The sequence below is a fragment of the Salinibacterium sp. G-O1 genome (genome assembly GCF_030063305.1).
Lineage (GTDB): Bacteria > Actinomycetota > Actinomycetes > Actinomycetales > Microbacteriaceae > Rhodoglobus.
Window position 1 is genome coordinate 301,034 of sequence record NZ_JASISV010000003.1, and the last position, 19,893, is coordinate 320,926.

Here is a 19,893-nt window from a genome sequence, read left to right on the forward strand (position 1 = left end):
CTTATGCAGAAGTACGTGATGTCGATCGACCAGGGAACCACGAGTTCCCGGGCAGTGGTGTTCGATCACTCCGGAGAGATCGTCTCCGTCGGCCAGCTCGAGCACGAGCAGATCTTCCCCCGCGCCGGGTGGGTCGAGCACGACCCGCTCGAGATCTGGGCGAAGGTGCGGGAGGCGACCGGCATCGCCCTCACCCGGGGCAACCTGACCTCAGACGACCTCGTAGCCGTGGGCATCACCAACCAGCGTGAGACGACGGTGGTGTGGAACCGGCACACGGGCGTCCCGGTCACCAATGCCATCGTCTGGCAAGACACCCGCACCCAGAAGATCGTCGAGACACTCGCCGGCGAGCACGGCCCCGATCGCTACAAGAAGATCGTCGGGCTGCCGCTGGCCACCTACTTCGCCGGCCCGAAGATCGCGTGGATCCTCGAGTTCATCGACGGCGCCCGCCAGGCGGCCGAGAAGGGCGAGCTGCTGTTCGGCACGATGGACACCTGGCTGCTGTGGAACATGACGGGCGGCACCGAAGGTGGCATCCACGTCACGGACGTCACCAACGCGTCGCGCACGATGCTCATGGATCTCGACACCCTGCAGTGGCGCGAGGACATCGCCGCAGACATGGGCATCCCGATGTCGATGCTGCCCGAGATCAGGTCGTCGTCCGAGGTGTACGGCGTGGGTCGCCAGCACGGGATGCTTCCGGGTGTGCCGATCGCGGGCATCCTGGGCGACCAGCAGGCGGCCACCTTCGGCCAGGCGTGCTTCAGCGAGGGCATGGCGAAGAACACCTACGGCACCGGCAATTTTCTGCTGTTGAACACGGGCACGCGTCGCGTCGACAGCACCAACGGCCTGCTTACTACTGTCTGCTACAAGATCGGCGACGCCCCCCAGGTCTACGCGCTCGAGGGCTCCATCGCCGTCACGGGCTCTCTCGTGCAGTGGCTGCGCGACAACCTCGGCATGTTCGCCGATGCGCCGGACATCGAGAAGCTGGCCCGCGAGGTCGACGACAACGGCGGCGCCTACTTCGTGCCGGCCTTCTCCGGCCTGTTCGCACCATATTGGCGACCGGATGCCCGAGGCGCGCTGCTCGGACTGACCCGGTACGTCACCAAGAACCACATCGCCCGTGCCGCGCTCGAGGCAACCGCGTTCCAGACCCGTGAGGTGATGGACGCGATGAACGCGGACGCGGGGGTGGACCTCGCCGAACTTCGGGTCGACGGGGGAATGGTCGCCAACGAACTGCTCATGCAGTTCCAGGCCGACCAGCTCGGGGTGGATGTCATCCGCCCCCGTGTCACCGAGACCACAGCTCTCGGTGCTGCGTTTGCTGCCGGAATCGCCGTCGGCTTCTGGAAGGGGCAGCAGGACGTCATCGATATTTGGACGGAAGGAAAGCGATGGACGCCCGAGATGCCCGGATTTGAGAGAGACCAGCTCTACCGGAATTGGAAGAAAGCCGTGACCAAGACCATGGGCTGGGTCGACGACGACGTGGAAATCTAGAGGAATTTTGCAATGACCCAATCACAAAGGAGTGGAATGAAACCCGCACTGTATAAAAAGAACAAGTTCTGGCTGGCCTTATCGCTGGTGTTGGTGCTGCTGTCTGCGGTCGGGGCATCCCTCGTCCAGACCTCGGCGTACACCATCACGGTCAAGGACATGAGCTGGGAGACCTCCACCGGTGAGTCGCTCAGCGCGCTGCTCTACAAGCCGAATGGCGTGTCCGCCGACAACCCTGCCCCCGCGATCATCGTCTCCCACGGGTGGTGGAACAACAAGGAGATGCAGGATGCCAACTTCGTCGAGCTCGCTCGTCGCGGCTACGTCGTGGTCTCCATCGACATGTACGGCCACGGTGACTCCGACTACCTGGTGAACTCAGATATCACCGCCGGTGGTACCGGAATGTACGACGCGGTCAAGCTGGTCGCAAACCTGCCGTACGTGGAGCAGGACAAGATCGGTGTCTCAGGTCACTCGAACGGTGCGCGTGCTGCGAACTTCTCGATCCCGCTGGATGACGCGGCAGACAAGCCGCTCATCGCCGCAGTGCTGCTCGTCGACAACGACGGTGTCTACACCGACGCCGACGGTGCGTACACGAACGTGTACGGCACCCGCGATGTCGGAATCGTCGCCGACCAGTACGACGAGTTCTTCTTCCGCAGCTACAGCCCTGAGGGAGCGGTTCTCACCCCGCCGCGCGAGTACATCGACACCCCGAACGCCCAGTCGTTCCTGAACTTCGGCGCCGAGGGCACAGAGACCCGCGAGGCCGGCACGTTCTACGACGACAAGGTCGACGGCAAGGATGCATTCCGCGTCGTCTACACCCCGGCCGAAACTCACCCGTGGGGAACCATCTCGAAGACGACCGTCGCCAGCCAGATCGAGTTCTTCAACGAGGCGTTCGGTGCGCCGAACCCCATCGCGTCCGGAAGCCAGATCTGGCAGGTCAAGGAAGCCTTCACGACCCTGGGAATCATCGGTTTCTGGATCTTCGTGCTCGCCTTCGCTCGCGCCATGCTTCACACGCGCGCTTTCGCCGGCTTGCGGATCGCAGAACCCCGCGCCATCGTCGCCAACACCCGCAAGGGCCTGACCTGGTTCTGGGGCGGTCTGGTTGTTCTCGCCTTCATCTCGGGCGCCAGCTGGGTGCTGATGAGCCAGACGCCGTGGATTCAGGGAATCGCGTTCAACGCGACGCCGACCATCTTCACCCAGGGTGCCGTGTTCTTCGTGGCGCTATGGGCCTTGATCAACGCCGTCGCAGTGGCCATCGTGCTCGCGGTCTCGTACTTCGCGTACGGCCGCAAGAACGGTATGGATCTGCGCGCTGCCGGACTGCTGCCGGGATGGCGCACGTTCTTCCACGGCATCGGTCTCGCCGCCGTGGTGGTGGCCGCCTCGTTCAGCCTCGTCTTCATCGTCGACTACTTCTTCAAGACCGACTTCCGGTTCTGGGTTATCGCGATCAAGGCGTTCGGTCCTGACAAGCTGTGGATCGCGCTGCTCTACGTGCCGTTCTTCCTGGCGTACTTCGTGGCAAGCTCCGTCGCGGTCAACGTCTTCAACCGGTTCACGATTCGTGGCAAGGAGTGGGGCAACACGGCGGCGATCGCACTGTTTACCGCTCTCGCGGCGATCGTGCTCGTCATCGTGCAGTACATGACGTTCTTCATCACGGGTCAGACCATCCCGGGCTTCGGCGGCATCTTCAGCATCTGGCTGTTCCCCGTCATCCTGATCCTGATCCTGACGGTCGTCATCTCGCGCAAGCTCTACCGCGTCACCGGAAACCCGTACATCGCGGGCTTCATCAACGCCGCGATCGTGACCATCATCTCGGTCACGAACACGTTGACGGTTACGTACTAACCTTCAGCCGGTCGTGGTGGCCGGTTGATGACAGGAGGCCTCGGCCCGCTCACGCGGGTCGGGGCCTTCGTCGTGTGGAATAGGGGAGCGGCCTCCGCGGTTGTCAGGAACGATACATTTGCATAGAAACTTTGGGAGCGACGATGGCACAGCAGATTGAGTTCGGATTAGACACCTTCGGAGACGTCACGATGGACCTGGATGGTGCCGCGGTGAGCCAGGCGCAGGTCATCCGAAATCTGGTGTCTGAGGCGGTGCTGGCCGACGAACTCGGCATCGACTTCATCGGGCTCGGTGAGCATCACCGGCAGGATTTCGCGGTCTCGGCCCCCGAGGTCGTGCTCGCCGCCATCGCCTCCGTCACAAAGAACATCCATCTCGGGTCGGCCGTCACAGTGCTCAGTTCTGATGACCCGATCCGGGTGTACCAGCGTTTCGCTACCGTCGACGCGCTCTCGAACGGCCGCGCCGAGGTCATCCTGGGGCGCGGATCGTTCACCGAGTCCTTTCCCCTGTTCGGCTTCGATCTCAGCCGTTACGAGCAGCTCTTCGAGGAGAAGCTCGACCTGTTCTCCGAGCTGCTGAAAGAGCAACCCGTCACCTGGAGCGGCGAGCTGCGCCCGCCGCTCACCGAGCAGAACGTCTACCCGCGTACCGAGGGTGGTCACATCAAGACGTGGATCGGAGTTGGCGGCAGCCCCGAATCGGTGGTGCGGGCCGCGCGCTACGGCATGCCGCTGGTGCTGGCCATCATCGGGGGAGACCCCGCCCGCTTCGCGCCATACGTCGACCTGTTCCACCGTGCGCTCGCCCAGCTCGAGAAGCCAGACCTGCCGATCGCCGTGCACTCGCCCGGCTTCATCGCCGACACCGACGACGAGGCGGCCGAGCAGTACTGGTCGCACCACAAGGTCATGCGCGACCGCATCGGTGCCGAGCGTGGCTGGCCGGAGACGAGCACAGCCGAGTACGCGGGCGAGATCGAGCATGGTTCGCTGTACCTCGGTTCACCCGAGACCGTCGCCCGCAAACTGGCGACGACGATCTCGACTCTCGGCATCCAGCGCTTCGACCTCAAGTACAGCGCCGGCACCCTTCCGCACGAGCTGATGATGCACTCGATCGAGCTCTACGGGTCGAAGGTCATCCCGATGGTCAAAGACATGCTGGCCTAGGCCTTCCTGGTGCGTCGCCTGACGATCACCACGATGACCAGGGCGATGAGCCCCAGGAAGACCAGCCACGGCAGCGCCACACCGAGGGCCACCAGCAGACCGGCGAAGAATGCCACGAATGATGCCCAGCCTGCGGCGATCCCATCGAAGAAGTTGTCGGGATCAGGGGTGGGCGCGATGAACTCCGAGATCAGGTTCACCGTGATCGTCGAGAGGCTGACCTGGTCTGCGTAATAGCGACGCTGGCTTTCCATGCTCTCCAGCTGGGCCTGCCGGTCTGAGATCGCGGTCTCGAGGGTGATCAGGTTCTCGGTGTCGGTGGCCGTCGACAGCAGGGCGAGCAGGCGGTCGACGGATGCCGACATCGCCTTGATCCTGGCGTCAAGATCCTGGGTCTCCATGGTCACATCCGCGGAGTTCAGCGACACCTCCTGCACGGCGCCCAGTGCCCTCAGCTTGTCGAGGGTGGCGGTGAGGGTGCTCGACGGGATGCGCAGGGTGAGGGTGGCGCTGCCGGCGTTGCCGTTGACGGGAGCGGATTCGGAGCGGCCGTCGACCCGGCCTCCAGACTGCTCGACGATGCGCACGGCCTCTGCCGCGGCATCCACCGGCTTATCGACCGTGATGGTGACGTATCCGGTGGTGATGACCTGGCGGGGCGACTCTGCGATCGAGTCTGACACCATCTTGTCGCCCTCGACGGAGATCATGGGCGCGCCTTCGCTCGACATCGAGCCGCCGCTTTGGTCGCTGGCGCCGGAGTTTGCTGTGCACCCCGCCAAGGCAAGAGTGGCCAGGATTGCTGCTGCTGGGAAGATCAGTATTCGCCTCATGGCATCACCGTACTGAGGCGGCGCGGAAGGTACTACCCAACGTTTTTGCCGATTCGAGCGTCACCTGTCGGGGCGAGATGGCCCGCCGTGACGCTAGGCGGCCAGAGCGAGCGCGATAACCGAGCCGTTGAAGACGACGTGTGCGGTGATCGCGCCACCGAGCCTATTGGTGGTGACTGCCAGAGCGCCCGCTCCGAGCGCGAACAGGAACGTTGACAAGCCGATGGTAAGAGCTGACGCGGCCGTCGAGGTGCCGAGGACGTGCATCAGGGCGAAAACGAGCGAGCTGATGACCACCGCAATCGACTTGGAGGTTGCTGTGTCTCCTCGGAGGGCACCGAGAACGGTGCCCCGGAAGAACATCTCCTCGATCACAGGCCCGAGTACGAGCGGTGCGATGAAGGCAGTCAATGCGAAAAAGACGATAGCGCCGGCGCTGTTATCTGCCGGGCTGCCGAGGTAGCTGGATCCCGTCGTCCCGTACACCGTCAGATCGATCCCGGTTGAGATCGCCCGCGCCAGAAGGCCGACGCTAAGTCCCCACAGCCCGTCGATCCAACGAAACCGGAATGGGATCGCAGCCCCCGTGCGGCCCACAATCACAATGGCTATGACGAGAGGCGCCCAGAACACGAGGTAGCTGAGCGACTCGATCGCGAATCGGTCGGTCACCACACTTGAGCTGTGCAGCGCAGTAAGAAGGGCCGACAGCAGAACCGCTGATACCAACGCCAGCAGGGCCACCGCAACGGCGCGGGGGCTATTCGCCGGGCGTGCGGTCTCAGCCTCGGTGCGTTGCATCATTCGAGAATAGGGGAGCGCGGCGAGTGAGCGAGTTTTTGTCGGAAAACGCTCCTCCTCGCCCTGAACAGATAAATATCTATGACACGATGGTCGCGAGCCTGACGCCGGTAACCGCGTGGGCATCTCCCATGACTCTGAAAGGCAGCCGCGTGGAACTTCGCGACTACATCCGCATCCTCCGCAAGAGTTGGGTGCTGATCGTGCTTCTCACGCTCGTTGCAGTCTCAGCCGCCGCCGTCTATTCGATAGTGAAGACCCCGGAATACAGCGCGTCGACGCGCGTTTTCGTCTCCAGTCAGTCCGCCGACTCGACCACGGAGCTGCTTCAGGGCAGCTCATTCACCCAGTCCAGGGTCAAGACCTATTCCTCGCTGGTCACCACGCCGATCGTGCTGCTGCCCGTCATCGCCTCACTCGGGTTGGATGTCACGGCCGAAGAGCTGGCGCAACGGGTGAGCGCCTCCGCGCAACTCGACACCACGCTGATCGAGATCAACGTGACCGACGAAGATCCCGTGGTCGCGGCGGACATTGCCAATGCCACGTCGCAGAGCCTGACGGCCGTTGTGTCCAAAATCGAAACTACCGAGGGGAGCACCGGCTCGCCGGTAAAGCTCACGAGGGTCGAAGATGCGACGGTCTCCACCATCCCGGTCAGCCCCAACATTCCGCTGAACATCGCCCTTGGTGCACTGGTCGGACTTGCCATCGGAGTAGGGCTGGCCGTGTTGCGGGAGGTTCTCGACACCCGGATCCGCAACGAGCGGGACATGGAACAGCTGACCGACACGCCCATCATGGGCGGGATCGTATTCGACCCCAAGGCCGCCGAACGCCCTCTGATTGTGCAGGTTGACCCCCGCAGCCCACGCGCAGAATCATTCCGCACGCTGCGCACCAACCTGCAGTTTCTGGAGATCGACGGCGCGCGCAGCTTCGTGGTCACCTCCTCGATCCAGGGTGAAGGCAAGAGCACCACGGCCACCAACCTCGCCATCGCGATGGCGGATGCAGGCATGCGGGTGCTGCTCGTCGACGCCGACCTGCGCCGTCCGAAGGTGGCCCAATATCTCGACCTTGAGGGCGCGGTGGGGCTGACAGACGTGCTCATCGGGCAGGCGACTCTTGGCGACACCGTGCAGCGCTGGGGACGCGCATCCCTGTATGTGCTGCCCGCGGGGCAGATCCCGCCCAACCCGAGTGAATTGCTGGGATCCAAAGCGATGCAGCAGCTCGTTGTCACAGTTGAAAAAGAGTTCGACGCCGTGATCTTCGATTCGCCGCCACTGCTGCCGGTGACCGATGCCGCCATCCTGGCCAAGCGTGCGGGCGGCGTGATTCTCGTCGTTGCCGCCGGTTACACGCGCAAGAACCAGGTGGTTGGGGCGTTCGCCGCCCTGCAAAATGTCGACGCGCGTGTCTCTGGCGTGGTGCTCACCATGCTGCCCGTTAAGGGGCCAGACGCCTACGGCTACGGCCACTATGGCTACACATACGAAACCCCCGACAAGAAGACCACACAACGCGCCTAGCCGTGCCTCTCGGCCAGACGCATGAGTATGGGAGTGAAGACATGAGCGAGGACGAGCCGTTTCGCATTCTGGTGGTGTGCACGGGAAATCTCGTGCGGTCGGCGGTGGCAGCCCAACTGCTGAGAGTGCGCCTGGCCGAGCTGGGTGCGGGGATTGCGATCATCGGTGCCGGCACGATGGCAACAGAGGGTGATCGCATGCCGGTCGAGGCCGAGCGGGTGTCGATTCGCTATGGCGGTGACCCCGAGGGCCACCGTGCCCATCCACTCACCGCCGAGCTGGTAGCTGCCGCTGATCTGATTCTGACGGCCGAGCGCGAGCACCGCGCAAAGGTTGTGTCCCTCGCGCCCAAAGCATCGCGAACGACTTTCACGCTGAAACAGTTTGCACGTCTCATCCGCTCGCTCGAGGGGGATGCGGCCGCAGCCCAGCCGGTCCGCCCGCCAGCCGTCTCGATCAGAGAGTTGCTGATGGGGGCGACTGCCGATGCCGCGGACCAGCGAGGGTATCTGCCGCCCCCCGACGATGCGGCACACGACGACATCGCGGACCCGTACCGTCGACCGCAGCAGGAATACGACAAAGCTGGAGTGGCCATCGACGCCGCGATCACCACCATCGCGAAGGGGCTGCTGGCGCCGGTTCATAGGGCAAGAAGGCGCGACGATGGCACGTAGCGGATCGCGGGAAGGGCAGGGCCGGCGCAGGCCCCGCGCCGTGGTGATCGCGGTCGTGGTGGCGATGTTCGTCATCGTCGACGTCGCCCTCATTGGCTATGCCGTCATGCGCAGCGACCCACCCAGCCCCGGTGCAACGCCCGGCCCGATCCCGACGTACGGCTCGTCCGATCCGAACACCACCGCACCAACGCCGACGGCCGACCCAGTGGCAGTACCGGCCGAGCCTCGCCACCTCGTGGTCACAGGTGCGAGCGCTGGGTGGCGGTCCACTACAGGCACCTGCCAGGGGCAAAGCGCGGCCGTGGAGTCAACAAACGACGGTGGCGCAACCTGGAAGCACGTAAACCCGCCCGGTGTACACGAGGTGTTGTATTTGTCGGCCAACGCTTCGCTGGTCACGGTCGTGGCGAAAACGGGTGATGCCTGTGCGCTGGAGGTGCTCAAGAGCTTCACTGGAGGACAGTTTTGGAAGTCCTACCCCGATGAGATTGCCAGCTACACGTATCTCGATCCCGCCGAGCCCGCGTCTGTGCAGACTCCTGGAGGTTCGGTGAGCGCGCCGTGCGCAGCGATAAAGGAGGTCGAGCGGCGCGATGACGCGATACTTGCTGCCTGCGATAACGAACTGTTTGAGAAACCTAATGCCAACGCCGACTGGTCCGTTGCGGCCGTGCCCGGACTGCTGAGTGTCACAGTGAGCGATGCTGGCTACACGCTGGCAGTGTCCGGCGATGCCGACTGCGCCGGTGTGTCGATCAAGACCCTGCCGGCCCCCATTGGAACAGGTCCGCCCGCAGCGGTGGGATGCGTCGAGTTGGAGGTCGCGCCAACGCAGGTAAGCGTCGCGCAGGCGGGGAGCGACGTCTGGCTCTGGACCAGTGACCGCGTATTTGTGTCATCAGACGGTGGAGCGAGCTGGAGCTGAGCAACGCTCGCGATGCCCGGTATAGTGGATTCCTCAGGTCAGGGCGGCCCTGTCCATCAGATGGAGCAGGGAAATAGATGACCGAGCAGGTGCGGGTGAGCAGGTCGCGTGTGGCGCGCGACTGGCGTGACCGCTACGCATACCGGTTGGTCATCACCGACGCGCTCGTGCTGATCTGGGTCGTCTTCGGAGTGCAGATCGCGTGGTTCGGCATCACCGTCGCCGACGTGCAATTTCGAGGCGACTTTCACGAGGTTGCGCTCAACTACACCGTCGTGTCGGTGGCGATCATCGGCTGCTGGATGCTCGCGCTGAGCATGTACGGAACGCGTGGCTATCGCGTGGTGGGCACCGGCAGCACCGAATACAAGTTGATCGCCGATGCCACCCTGCGCCTGTTCGGACTGCTGGCTATCGTGTCATTCCTTTTTCAAGTCGAGTTCGCCCGCGGCTACATTCTCATCGCCTTCCCGATGGGGCTCCTCGTGCTGATGTTCTCCCGCTGGATGTGGCGGCAGTGGCTGGGCGCCCAGCGCGCGGATGGCAACTACTCGTCGACCGTGCTGCTGATCGGGTCTGAATCGTCTGCGCTGCACTTCGCAACGGAGCTGGCTCGGTATCCGCGGGCGGGGTATCGGGTCGTCGGTGCCTGCGTGCCACGGGGACAACTCGCCGATACTCTGCCGGGCACGCTCGTCCCCGTGTACGGCGATGTCAACAGCCTCCACGACGCGCTGGCAGCGAGTGGCGCCGACACGGTTGTGATCACCAGCAGCGCAGAACTGCCTCCGCAAAAGCTGCGCGAACTCAGCTGGTCGCTTGAGCCCGGCCGCCAGCATCTGGTGATGGCCCCGGCGCTCACGGATGTCGGTGGCCCCCGCATCCACACCCGCCCGGTGGCGGGCCTTCCGCTCATCCATGTCGAAACGCCGCGGTACGAAGGTTTCAAAAATTTCGCGAAGCGCGCGTTCGACATCGTGGGTTCGGCGCTGCTCATCGCGATCGGGTCGCCGATCCTGGCGGGCATCGCGGTGGCCGTGCGGTTGGGCACCTTCGGCCCGGTTCTCTTCCGCCAGGAGAGGGTGGGCATCGGCGGCACCACCTTCACGATGCTCAAGTTCAGATCCATGGTCACCGACGCCGAAGAGCGTCTGGAGGCTTTGCGGGATCAGGACCGCGCTGCAGGCAACAGTGTCATGTTCAAGATGAAGAATGACCCCCGTGTCACACCGATCGGTGCGTTCATGCGTCGGTTCAGCCTCGACGAACTGCCTCAGCTCTTCAATGTGTTCCGCGGCAACATGTCGTTGGTCGGCCCTCGTCCACCTCTCGCGCGGGAGGTTGATGTTTATGAGAATCACGTGCATCGCAGGTTCCTTGTGAAGCCGGGTATCACCGGGCTCTGGCAGGTGAGCGGCCGCTCCAACCTGTCATGGGAAGACACTGTTCGTCTCGACCTCTACTACGTAGAAAACTGGTCGATGACGGGCGACCTGATGATCCTGTGGCGCACGGCACGTGCCGTGCTGGGTCGAGCAGGCGCCTACTAGCGGGGCAGCGCCGCGTCGGGGGAGCGCTATTATCGGCAACTGGACCGCTCGCTGCGAAGCGTCAGCACGCACTGCCCACTGAAGAGGATCAATGCCGAGTCATACGACACCGATCAGAACGCGTTCCCGGTCTCGTCGCCGTCGCCGTGCCAAGATGTGGGTGCCGATTGTCGTTGGGGTTGCCGTTGCACTGGTCGCGATCACTGCGTGGATCGGAATTCGCGGGTTCCTCGCTAAAGGCGAGTTGGAGGCTGCTGTCCCCCTCGCGGGAGTGGTTCAGAGCGAGCTCATCGCCGGTGATGCCGCAGCCGCACAAAAAACTTTCGCAAGCCTTGACCAGCACGCCAGCGCGGCCGCCTCTCTGACAAGTGATCCGATCTGGCGATTCGGCGAAATTGTGCCTTTCGTGGGGCCCAACCTCACCGTTGTCCGGGAGCTTGCGAGCGTCGTCAATCAGGTGTCTGGACAGGCGATCAAGCCGCTCGTTAGTGCTGCTGGTCACCTTGACGTCGGCAGCTTCAAACCCGTCGACGGCACAATTCAGTTGCAGCCGCTCATGGATGCGGCGCCCGACATCAGCGCTGCCGCGGAGGCCCTCGCCAGCGCGAACGACCGGGTCGTGGCGATCGACGCGTCGGCCAGCATCCCGCTGTTGCAGGCGGCTGCCGTGCAGCTTCAGGATGCGGTACTCGAAGCAAACGAGGTGGCCTTGAGCGTCGACCGCGCGGTGCAACTTCTTCCCGCCATGCTGGGCGCCGACGGCGCGCGAAATTACCTCGTGCTCTTCCAAAATCCCGCAGAGTTGCGCTCCGGCGGCGGAATACCTGGAGCTCTGGCGCTGGTGCACACCGATGGCGGGCGCATCGATCTCGTGCAACAGGCGTCGTCCACCGATTTCCCTGCCTTCGAGGCCCCGGTGCTTGATGTGCCGACCGACACCCGCGGGATCTACGGAGACACCATCGGGCAGTACATCCAAAATGTGACCCTCACGCCACGCTTCCCGATCACGGCAGACCTTGCGCGGGAGATGTGGAAACGCCAGTTCGGGGTCGACGTCGATGGGGTGTTGTCGGCAGACCCGGTGATGCTTGCGTATCTTCTGGAAGCCACTGGTCCGGTGGACGTCGGCGCGGGCGAGCAACTCACCTCAGAGAATGCGGTGCGGGTGCTGCTGAGCGATGTCTATGCGCGGTACACAGTGCCGTCAGACCAGGACGCGTTCTTTGCGGCCGCGGCGGCCGCCGTGTTCTCGAAGCTGTCAAGCGGACAGTTGGATGCCCCGAAACTGATTTCCGCTGTGACACGCGCCGGCGCTGAGGGTCGTGCGCTCATCTGGAGCGCCCGCCCGGAGGAACAGACACTGCTGGCCGGCACCACGCTCGCCGGCGAGTTGCCCGTGAGTGACAGTGACACACAGCACTTCGGGGTCTACCTCAACGACGGCACCGGTTCGAAGATGGATTACTACCTAACGCCTGAGCTAAAGGTCGGGCAGGCGGTTTGCCGTAACGATGGCCTAGTCACGATCGCCACCCAACTGACACTCACCAGCACCGCGCCGGCCGACGCCGCCACGTCTCTGCCCGGGTATGTGACCGGGGCAGGAGCGTTCGGAGTGCCCCCCGGCATCATTCGCACCGTCGTTCGCATTTACGGCCCACCGGGCTCGGTGAACCTCGGCGCCACCTCACCGGCCGAAGGGTTCGCGATGTATCTGGCCGAGGACGACACCTACCCCGTCACGATCTTTACGATCGACCTCGCGCCGGGCGAGAGTGTCACCGCGACGACGACGATGCTGGCTCCGGCCAGGTTCGCGGGAGAGGTTGCCGCGGTTATTACTCCGGGAATTAATACGCCCGAAACATCACAAATGCTCATGACGTGCTGATTTGCCCCTATAGTGAGTCAGTGTCATGTCGCTCAGTTGCGTGGCTTCACCATTCCTGAAATCAATTTCAGCCATAGTTTGGCTCACAGCAAGGGGTTCATATGTTCAAGAAAGCTCTGGTGGTTGCCGTTCTCGCAACTGCAACAGTGCTCGCATTGCCGTTCGCCGCAGTAGCAGCAGACCCTTAGGTCGACCCGGCGAAGGTCGAGACCAGTGACTCCACGCCAGCTCCGGGCGAGCCCGTCACCATCACGTTCACCGACCTCGCGTTCGATTCGCTTGAGCCGGTCACCGGAACAGTAGACGCCGACTCGCCTGCCACGATCGCGATCATTAAGACCGCCGTACAGGGCAGTGTCACGAAGACCTCCTCCGCCACCGGCGCCGTGGCCTTCACGGTCACCGGCGCAGCTGCCGGCTCGTACCGCGTCACCGCCACCGGGCAGACCTCGGGCACCGTCGGAGTCGCAACGTTCACTGTCGTGGCAGCAGACGCTGCAACCGGCAGCGGCTCAGCCCTGCCGAACACGGGCGCCGAGATCCCGACCCTGGCCATCTGGGTCGGCGCTGGCGCCCTCGCGCTCGGTGTCGCACTCGTGCTGGTCATGACGATCTCGCGTCGTCGCAGCAACAACGCCTCGTAACTGCTTTTCTAGACATCAGCCCCGATCGAGCGCTCCCGAACCCAGGGTGCCAGGTCGGGGCTTTGTCGTGCCCGAAAGCACCACTGTCAAGCCCTCGCGGGCACTCAAATGCCCGACCTATGGTGGAAATGCGAGCCACTGCTCGCGACACCACTGAAGTCAACATTTGAGGAGATAGACATGGGATTCATGGATGACGCCAAAGATGCAGCCGAAGCCACCGGCAAGAAGATCGGCGAGGCGGCCGATGACACCAAGGAGCGCATCAGCGACAAAGTCGACGAGGTGCAGGCAGACGCGGAGGTGAGGCGCGCCGAGGGTGACGTCAAGCGCGCAGAAGCCGAGCGGGATGTCACGCACGCCAAGAACGACTTCAAGGAGAACCTGCGCGACTAGCAGGCGATTGGTGTGACCGTGGGAGCTGCCTCAGGGTGGCTCCCACCCTCATGTGAGGCTTCATCGTTAAGCTGTGCTCATGGGTTGGTGGAGCACGGTGGTCGAGAAGGTGCGCCCCGCCACGGCGCCTATGCTCAACATCGCCGGAGACGTGGGGGATGGCCCCGTCATCATCCTGATTCACGGCATCGCCTCCTCGGCCGCCACCTTCAAACGACTCGTGCCCCTGCTGTCTGACCGCTACCGCTGCATCTCGATCGAGCTTCTCGGGTTCGGCGACTCGCCCGCCCCGGCCCGCGCCACCTACACGGTCGAAGAGCACGTCGCGGCGATCCACCGCACGATCCGCTCCCTGCGGCTGAAGGCGCCCTTCCTTCTGATGGGCCATTCCCTGGGAAGCCTGCTCTCGGCCAGATACACGGCAGTGCATCCCGAACACGTCTCCCGGCTGGTACTCATCAGCCCGCCGGTGTACCTGTCACCCGCCGAAATCGGGGATCCGCGTTCACGACGGAGGGCGGGCAGGTACTTGCGCGTTTACGAGTTCATGCGGTCGAACAAGGAGTTCACGATCGGAAGCACCGAGAGAATCGCGAGCTTCTTCCAGCTGGAGGATGTGCTGGAGGTGTCCGAGCGTAACTGGACCCCGTTCATCCTGAGCCTGCAAAATTGCATCGAGTCTCAGACCACCGTGAGCGACATCGCCGCGGTCAGGGTGCCGATCGATGTCGTGTACGGCACGCTCGACCCGTTCATCAACCCAGACACCATGGGCATCATCGAGCAGATGAGGCACGTCACCATGCACAGGGTCGAGTTGAACGATCACCTCGTGCGCAAGCGGCTCGCCACCGCCGTCGCGACGGTCGTCACCTAACTGTCGACGGGCTCCGTAACCCGCGTCGGGTCGGGCAGCACCACATGTGGCCGCCTCAGCATCGCATTCAGGATGCCGCAGCCGCCGACCAGCACGGCCGCGGCGCCGCACACCAGAAGTCCCGCCCACGCGCCGCCCTGGTTGATCGACTCACCCGAGACCGTCGCCCCGATGGTTACACCGAGCGACAGTGCCACACTCGGCCAGGCCATCGCCGTGGTGATCTCGGAACGGTCGACGATGATCTCGATCAACGATGAGCCGGAGATGAGCACGGGGGTCGTCACCAGTCCGGCGGCGAAGCTGATGACGGCGAGCGTCGGAATGTCACGCACCACCAACAGCAGCGGAACGACGAGGCCGAAGGCGATGGAGGCGAACAGCACGCGTCTGATGGGCGACCACGCCCCGCTGATCGCTCCAAACACCAGCCCGGAGGCGACACTGCCGACCGCAAGCGCCGCGAGCAAGACTCCCGCAAGCGCCGGGCTGCCGGCCTCGCGGGCCACCCCGACGGCGGTGAGGTCGACCGAGCCGAACATGAGCCCGACGCCGACATAGGCGGGCAGTAGTCCCACGATGCCCGCCGGCAGAAGGCCGCGCCGACGCTGCGGTGAGCGCACCGCTGCAGGGGCGGTCGAGCGTTGGGCCAGCAGCACAGCGAGCCCCGTCACCGAGATGGCAACCCCGGTCGCCAGACCGAACGCCGGCGAGATCAGACCCGCCAACAGGGTGACTACGGGTGGGCCGATCACGAAGGTGAACTCGTCGCCGACCGACTCGAGTGCGAGTGCCGTGTGCTTGTCGTGGGGTGAGCGCAGCAGGTGCACCCACCTGGCGCGGGCCAGCGTGCCGGCGTCGACAGAACTCGCGCCGACGAGAAACGCTGCCACGAACCACGTCCACGATGGCGCGCCCAGCTGCACCACGGCGATGAGGCCGGCCGCGGAGACCACGGCGGTGACGATCGCGAGGGGCAGCACGGCACCCTGGCCCCTGGCGTCGGCCACGCGAGACCAGATTGGGCTGAGAAGGGCAGCGCCCAAAACGACGCAGCCAGAGACCGCTCCGGCCAGCGCGTAGTTGGAGCTGCTGTCGGCGATGAGCAGGATGGCACCGATCCCTGCCGTAGAGCGCATGATGCGGCCGAACCACGCGGCCAGCGAGAACCGCCAGGCGCCGGGGGTGGCGAGAATATCGAGATAGGGGCGAACCAACCGTCGGGTCACGAGTGAGAGTCCATTCCTGGTCCGGCGAAGACGGGGAAGCCCGCCGGCTGCTCACCAGACCCGTCGATTCTATAGGGGCTGCCAGGCGTCGTATGGTGGGGGGATGCGCACAACACCCGTCACCAGGCTCGGCCGTCCCGTCTCAGCGATCGGCCTCGGAACGTGGCAACTCGGCGCCGATTGGGGCGACGTCAGCGAGGCGGATGCCACGGCAATCCTCGAGGCGTCGGTCGCCGCTGGAGTGACCATCTTCGACACTGCCGATGTGTACGGTGACGGACGTAGCGAGCAGATCATCGGCCGCTTCGCAAAGTCGCACCCCGACGTGTTTATCGCCACCAAGATGGGTCGCCGCGCTGAGCAGACCGTTGAGAACTACTCGATGGAAAATTTCAGGGCCTGGGCCGACCGTTCGCGCACCAACCTCGGCATGGACACCCTCGACCTGGTGCAGCTTCACTGCCCACCGAGTGCCGTCATCGAGAGCGACGCCGTGTTCGACAACCTCGACGCCCTCGTCGCCGACGGCGTCATCGCGCGTTACGGCGTGAGCGTGGAGACCTCGGCCCAGGCGCTCGCGGCGATCGCCCGCCCCGGCGTGGCCAACGTGCAGATCATCCTGAATGCCTTCAGGCTCAAGCCATTGGATGCCGTGCTGCCGGCCGCGATCGACGCCGGTGTGGCAATCATCGCGCGGGTGCCTCTCGCCTCGGGCCTGCTGAGCGGCAAGTACACCAAGAACACGACCTTCGCCGCCGACGATCACCGCACGTACAACCGCCACGGTGAAGCCTTCGATGTGGGGGAGACGTTCTCGGGGGTCGATTTCGAGAAGGGCGTGGCTGCCGCGCAGGAGTTCTCGGCGCTGGCAGAGGAGGCGGGACTTACCGCTCCGGTCGCAGCCCTTGCGTGGCTGTCACAGCTGCCCGGCGTCACCACGGTGATTCCCGGGGCGCGAAACGTTGCGCAGGCTGAGGCGAATGCCTCGGCGGGCGCCGTCGCACCGCTCGACCTCACTCCGCAGATTCGCGAGCTGTACGACCGGTACTTCCGCGCCGAGGTTCACGAGCGCTGGTAACACGCTGAGCTAACGCACCCCGCTCGTCGTCACGACTGACAGCCACGGGCCGGCCGGAACGTCCGCGGCGTCAACGAAGCGCCAGCTGATGCCGCCGGTCTCGCCATTGATGTCGGGAAAGTGCAGGCATCCGGTGATCGCCGGTGAGACATCCATACCGGCGCCACCGTAGCGTTGGTTCACCGGACGCGCGTCGTCCGAGCCGAAGACGTACGCGGAGTCGTGGTATTCGCCGGGGCCGGCATCCTGAATCTGGCCGTAGCAGGTGTGGCCCTCGCGGTGCAGTTCGACCCAGCGATTCTTGAGGTAGCTGAAGTTACTGTCTCCGCGGTGAAGCGAGTATGCAGGCTCCAGGGCCCACGGTATGACCGAATCGCGATTTGCGAACCCCGTGCTGTCGTTGATGTCGTCGTAGGGCAGGTCGAGATAGAACGGGTTCTCGAGCGGTGTCATCGACGTCGGGAAGTAGCCGTTGGCGGCGGTGCGAGCTTCGGTCTCGCATCCACCGTTGACGACCCTGCCGTCGCAGCCGCCGTAGCTGCCCAGCCAGTTTGAGTCGAAGGTCGACAACTCCTGGCTGCCGTCGGCGGCACTCGCGTCGAAGATTTCGCCCACCCAGAAGGTCGTTGACACGATGCCTGTGTGCCACGGATACGACGACACCGGTGGTGCGGGCACGATGGGCTCCTCGGGTGGCGGCGGCAGGGGTGTCGGTGTCGGTGTGGCGGTCGGTGCAGATGTGGTGGGCCTGGGGGGAGCGGTGGATGCTTCCCGTGCAGACGGTGCGCCCACGCACCCTGCGAGAGCGGCGAGCAGGCACACCCCAAGAGCAGCGCTCACCGTATGACGGGTGCGCGCTGCTCTCGGTCTGGGTGTGCGTTGGGTCACGGTGTCGGCGCTACGACCTCCACCACAACGGGAGCCACGGGGATGACCTCAGCCACAGGCGCCGTGACGGGCGGCTCCGCCGGTACCGGCTCCGCGGGTGGAGTTACTACCGCTGGAGTTTCTGCCGGCGGAGCCTCGATTGGCGCAGTCTCCGCGGGTGGAGCCTCGGTGGGCGTTGCCTCGGGTGCTGGCGCTGCGGCTGGTTCGGCCGGTGGCTCCGTCACGACGGCGGCTACCGGCGCCGGCGCTGCGACACCCTCAGTGATCGAGTAGTCGTCTGTCACAAGTTCTCCGTTGGAGAAGATGCTGAGACCAAAACTGATCCCGGTGTACCCGGCTGGTATCGGCGGAGTTGTCCATTCGGCCAGTGTCCAGGCGCTCGCAGCTGCAAACCACGGGCTCGAGGTCCAGTATTGCCACGACCCCGTTCCGGTTCGTAGGTAGACCGCATACTGGGTCACGACCGTGGAGGTGTACCAGGTGCCGAGGCTGTAGGTACTGCCCTCGCTCGCTCCTGGGGCACACGACCCGAGGTCGAATGTGGGGAGCAACTTAGCGTCACCTGATACGTAGCTCGTCATGGTGATCTTGTTCGCGACCGACCCTGTGTGTCCGGGCGATACCGTCGAGAACACTGGGACGTTGTCTCCGTAGCCACCCTGGAACCAGCACTGCGGTTGCCCGTTAGCGCCGGGGGTTTCAAGCCCAGGGTTCTGCACCTCGGTGACCGGCGAACCTACCGGCCCGTTCACCAGCGGCTTGACGGCCCCGCCAATGACATCGCCCACCGGCATCGTTACCGTATTCATGGTGGCCGACCGTGGCGCCAACCAGGCGGCGAACTCGGAGAACACGGATTGACTCACCGCGAGCTGGCCGCACGAGGTGGAGCAGACGTTGTGGAACGTGAACTGCACCCAGCCTCCTGTGGTCTCGGCGTTGGTCACGGCATCCTTGTAGTCCTGCAGCGTCCACGTGATTTCAGACTGGTCGAGCGCCTTGGTGTAGAACGGGTTCGACGGGGGTGTCGATTCCGCATAGGCACAGCTTGAGCATCCAAATCGCGACTTTATGTCGCCCAGCATGCGTGCCGAGTTGTAACCACATTCTGCGACAACCGCCTCAATGGCGGGGGTGCTCTCAGCAAACGGGTACGCGAAGCTGCGCGTTGGGAATCCCCAGTTGGCGAGAGTGACGCGGTCGTTGCACACCTGCCGCTTTGCCTCGTCGAGGGGAAGTGACGGCAGGTCAGCGTGGGTCACAGTATGACCGGCGATCTCCTGACCGGAACCGGCCAGCCAGAGCAGGTCAGCCTGCGTGAGGAATCCGGGGACACCGATATTGCCGGATGCCACATAGAACGTTCCACGAATGCCGTTGTTGTTCATGATCGTCGCCCCGGCCAGCTGGTCGGCGTTGCCATCGTCAAACGTGAGACTCACGATGGTCTGCGGCCGAGGTGATGGTGTCGGCGTTGGGGTCGGAGTCGGCGTCGGGGTTGGCGTTGCCGTCGGCGTCGGAGTCGGCGTCGGCGTGGGTGTTGGCGTTGCCGTGGGCGTGGGCGTGGGCGTGGGTGTGGGTGTAGGTGTTGGCGTTGGCGTTGGCGTTGGCGTTGGCGTTGCCGTTGGGGTCGGCGTGGGTGTCGGCGTTGCCGTCGGCGTTGCCGTTGGAGTCGGCGTGGGTGTCGGCGTCGGTGTCGGTGTCGCCGTGGGTGTCGCCGTCGGTGTCGGCGTTGCCGTCACCGTAGGGGTGGGTGTTGGAGTCGGGTTCTTCGGCGGCTTAGGCGTCTTTTCTGGCTTCGGAGCCTTGGATGCCTGCGGGGCCTTCTTGGCTACCGCCTCGACGACCGGTCCTGGCGCAGAAACGACCGGGGCCTCCACCACTGGAGCGGCTGCAGGGGGCAGCGCCTCGGTCGGAAGGTCCTTCTGCTCTGTCTGATCCTTCGCAGCCGGGGCCGGAGCGGCCGGCGTCGCGACGGGTTGTTCTGCG

19 protein-coding genes are annotated in these 19,893 nt (G+C 64.4%); 13 read left to right on the top strand and 6 right to left on the bottom strand.

The annotated features are described in order from the left end of the window. Positions 1 to 3: 3 nt before the first annotated feature. The 3 genes from glpK (at position 4) to QMG83_RS13110 (ending at position 4,574) form a co-directional block, all read left to right on the top strand. The gene (gene glpK, locus QMG83_RS13100) at positions 4 to 1,521 is read left to right on the top strand and encodes a glycerol kinase GlpK (RefSeq protein WP_283505848.1); all 1,518 of its coding nucleotides are present in this window, start codon (positions 4 to 6) and stop codon (positions 1,519 to 1,521) included. A 36-nt stretch (positions 1,522 to 1,557) separates the two neighbouring features. Continuing rightward, positions 1,558 to 3,399, top strand: coding sequence for an alpha/beta hydrolase family protein (locus QMG83_RS13105; RefSeq protein ID WP_283505849.1), 1,842 nt, complete (start codon positions 1,558 to 1,560; stop codon positions 3,397 to 3,399). A gap of 143 nt (positions 3,400 to 3,542) precedes the next feature. Then, on the top strand, positions 3,543 to 4,574 hold the full coding sequence (locus QMG83_RS13110; protein ID WP_283505850.1) for an LLM class flavin-dependent oxidoreductase: 1,032 nt from the start codon (positions 3,543 to 3,545) through the stop codon (positions 4,572 to 4,574). On the opposite strand, the gene QMG83_RS13115 is transcribed toward QMG83_RS13110, so the two are convergent. After that, complete coding sequence (locus tag QMG83_RS13115; protein WP_283505851.1) at positions 4,571 to 5,407, bottom strand: DUF4349 domain-containing protein; 837 nt, start codon at positions 5,405 to 5,407, stop codon at positions 4,571 to 4,573. The genes QMG83_RS13110 and QMG83_RS13115 overlap by 4 nt on opposite strands. 93 nt (positions 5,408 to 5,500) lie before the next feature. After that, positions 5,501 to 6,211 carry a CPBP family intramembrane glutamic endopeptidase gene (locus tag QMG83_RS13120; protein WP_283505852.1) on the bottom strand — a complete coding sequence of 237 codons (711 nt, stop codon included), beginning with the start codon at positions 6,209 to 6,211 and terminating at the stop codon, positions 5,501 to 5,503. A gap of 128 nt (positions 6,212 to 6,339) precedes the next feature. Between QMG83_RS13120 and QMG83_RS13125 the strand changes: the two genes are divergently transcribed. From QMG83_RS13125 to QMG83_RS13145, 5 genes are all read left to right on the top strand, one after another. After that, positions 6,340 to 7,743 carry a tyrosine-protein kinase domain-containing protein gene (locus QMG83_RS13125; protein ID WP_283505853.1) on the top strand — a complete coding sequence of 468 codons (1,404 nt, stop codon included), beginning with the start codon at positions 6,340 to 6,342 and terminating at the stop codon, positions 7,741 to 7,743. A 41-nt stretch (positions 7,744 to 7,784) separates the two neighbouring features. After that, positions 7,785 to 8,420 (top strand): arsenate reductase/protein-tyrosine-phosphatase family protein, encoded by a 636-nt coding sequence (locus QMG83_RS13130; RefSeq protein ID WP_283505854.1) that lies wholly within the window; start codon positions 7,785 to 7,787, stop codon positions 8,418 to 8,420. Then, positions 8,410 to 9,348, top strand: a complete 939-nt coding sequence (locus QMG83_RS13135; protein WP_283505855.1) for a hypothetical protein — start codon at positions 8,410 to 8,412, stop codon at positions 9,346 to 9,348. The genes QMG83_RS13130 and QMG83_RS13135 overlap by 11 nt, the downstream gene beginning before the upstream one ends. Before the next feature lie 77 nt (positions 9,349 to 9,425). Continuing rightward, complete coding sequence (locus QMG83_RS13140; RefSeq protein ID WP_283505856.1) at positions 9,426 to 10,898, top strand: sugar transferase; 1,473 nt, start codon at positions 9,426 to 9,428, stop codon at positions 10,896 to 10,898. A gap of 160 nt (positions 10,899 to 11,058) precedes the next feature. After that, positions 11,059 to 12,792 (top strand): DUF4012 domain-containing protein, encoded by a 1,734-nt coding sequence (locus QMG83_RS13145; protein ID WP_283505857.1) that lies wholly within the window; start codon positions 11,059 to 11,061, stop codon positions 12,790 to 12,792. Between the two features lie 184 nt (positions 12,793 to 12,976). Here QMG83_RS13145 and QMG83_RS13150 read toward each other — a convergent pair whose 3' ends face one another. After that, positions 12,977 to 13,195: a hypothetical protein gene (locus QMG83_RS13150; RefSeq protein ID WP_283505858.1), complete on the bottom strand. Its 219-nt coding sequence runs from the start codon at positions 13,193 to 13,195 to the stop codon at positions 12,977 to 12,979. Between QMG83_RS13150 and QMG83_RS13155 the strand changes: the two genes are divergently transcribed. The 3 genes from QMG83_RS13155 (at position 13,179) to QMG83_RS13165 (ending at position 14,709) form a co-directional block, all read left to right on the top strand. Then, entirely contained in the window at positions 13,179 to 13,436 is a 258-nt protein-coding gene (locus QMG83_RS13155) for an LPXTG cell wall anchor domain-containing protein (RefSeq protein ID WP_283505859.1), read from the top strand. The two genes, QMG83_RS13150 and QMG83_RS13155, sit on opposite strands and share 17 nt — an antisense overlap. Positions 13,437 to 13,625: 189 nt before the next feature. After that, on the top strand, positions 13,626 to 13,832 hold the full coding sequence (locus QMG83_RS13160) for a hypothetical protein (protein ID WP_283505860.1): 207 nt from the start codon (positions 13,626 to 13,628) through the stop codon (positions 13,830 to 13,832). Positions 13,833 to 13,911: 79 nt separating this feature from the next. Continuing rightward, complete coding sequence (locus QMG83_RS13165) at positions 13,912 to 14,709, top strand: alpha/beta fold hydrolase (protein ID WP_283505861.1); 798 nt, start codon at positions 13,912 to 13,914, stop codon at positions 14,707 to 14,709. Here the strand turns inward: QMG83_RS13165 and QMG83_RS13170 are convergent. Further along, on the bottom strand, positions 14,706 to 15,938 hold the full coding sequence (locus QMG83_RS13170; RefSeq protein WP_283505862.1) for an MFS transporter: 1,233 nt from the start codon (positions 15,936 to 15,938) through the stop codon (positions 14,706 to 14,708). The two genes, QMG83_RS13165 and QMG83_RS13170, sit on opposite strands and share 4 nt — an antisense overlap. A 103-nt stretch (positions 15,939 to 16,041) precedes the next feature. Here QMG83_RS13170 and QMG83_RS13175 point away from each other — a divergent pair, with 103 nt between their 5' ends. Beyond that, positions 16,042 to 17,016, top strand: coding sequence for an aldo/keto reductase (locus tag QMG83_RS13175; protein WP_283505863.1), 975 nt, complete (start codon positions 16,042 to 16,044; stop codon positions 17,014 to 17,016). 9 nt (positions 17,017 to 17,025) lie between these two features. Here QMG83_RS13175 and QMG83_RS13180 read toward each other — a convergent pair whose 3' ends face one another. Together QMG83_RS13180 and QMG83_RS13185 are read right to left on the bottom strand one after the other, a co-directional pair. Next, positions 17,026 to 17,694 carry a hypothetical protein gene (locus tag QMG83_RS13180; protein ID WP_283505864.1) on the bottom strand — a complete coding sequence of 223 codons (669 nt, stop codon included), beginning with the start codon at positions 17,692 to 17,694 and terminating at the stop codon, positions 17,026 to 17,028. 206 nt (positions 17,695 to 17,900) lie between these two features. Then, complete coding sequence (locus QMG83_RS13185) at positions 17,901 to 19,346, bottom strand: polysaccharide deacetylase family protein (RefSeq protein WP_283505865.1); 1,446 nt, start codon at positions 19,344 to 19,346, stop codon at positions 17,901 to 17,903. Here QMG83_RS13185 and QMG83_RS13190 point away from each other — a divergent pair. Beyond that, complete coding sequence (locus tag QMG83_RS13190; RefSeq protein WP_283505866.1) at positions 19,336 to 19,842, top strand: hypothetical protein; 507 nt, start codon at positions 19,336 to 19,338, stop codon at positions 19,840 to 19,842. The genes QMG83_RS13185 and QMG83_RS13190 overlap by 11 nt on opposite strands. Positions 19,843 to 19,893: the final 51 nt, after the last annotated feature.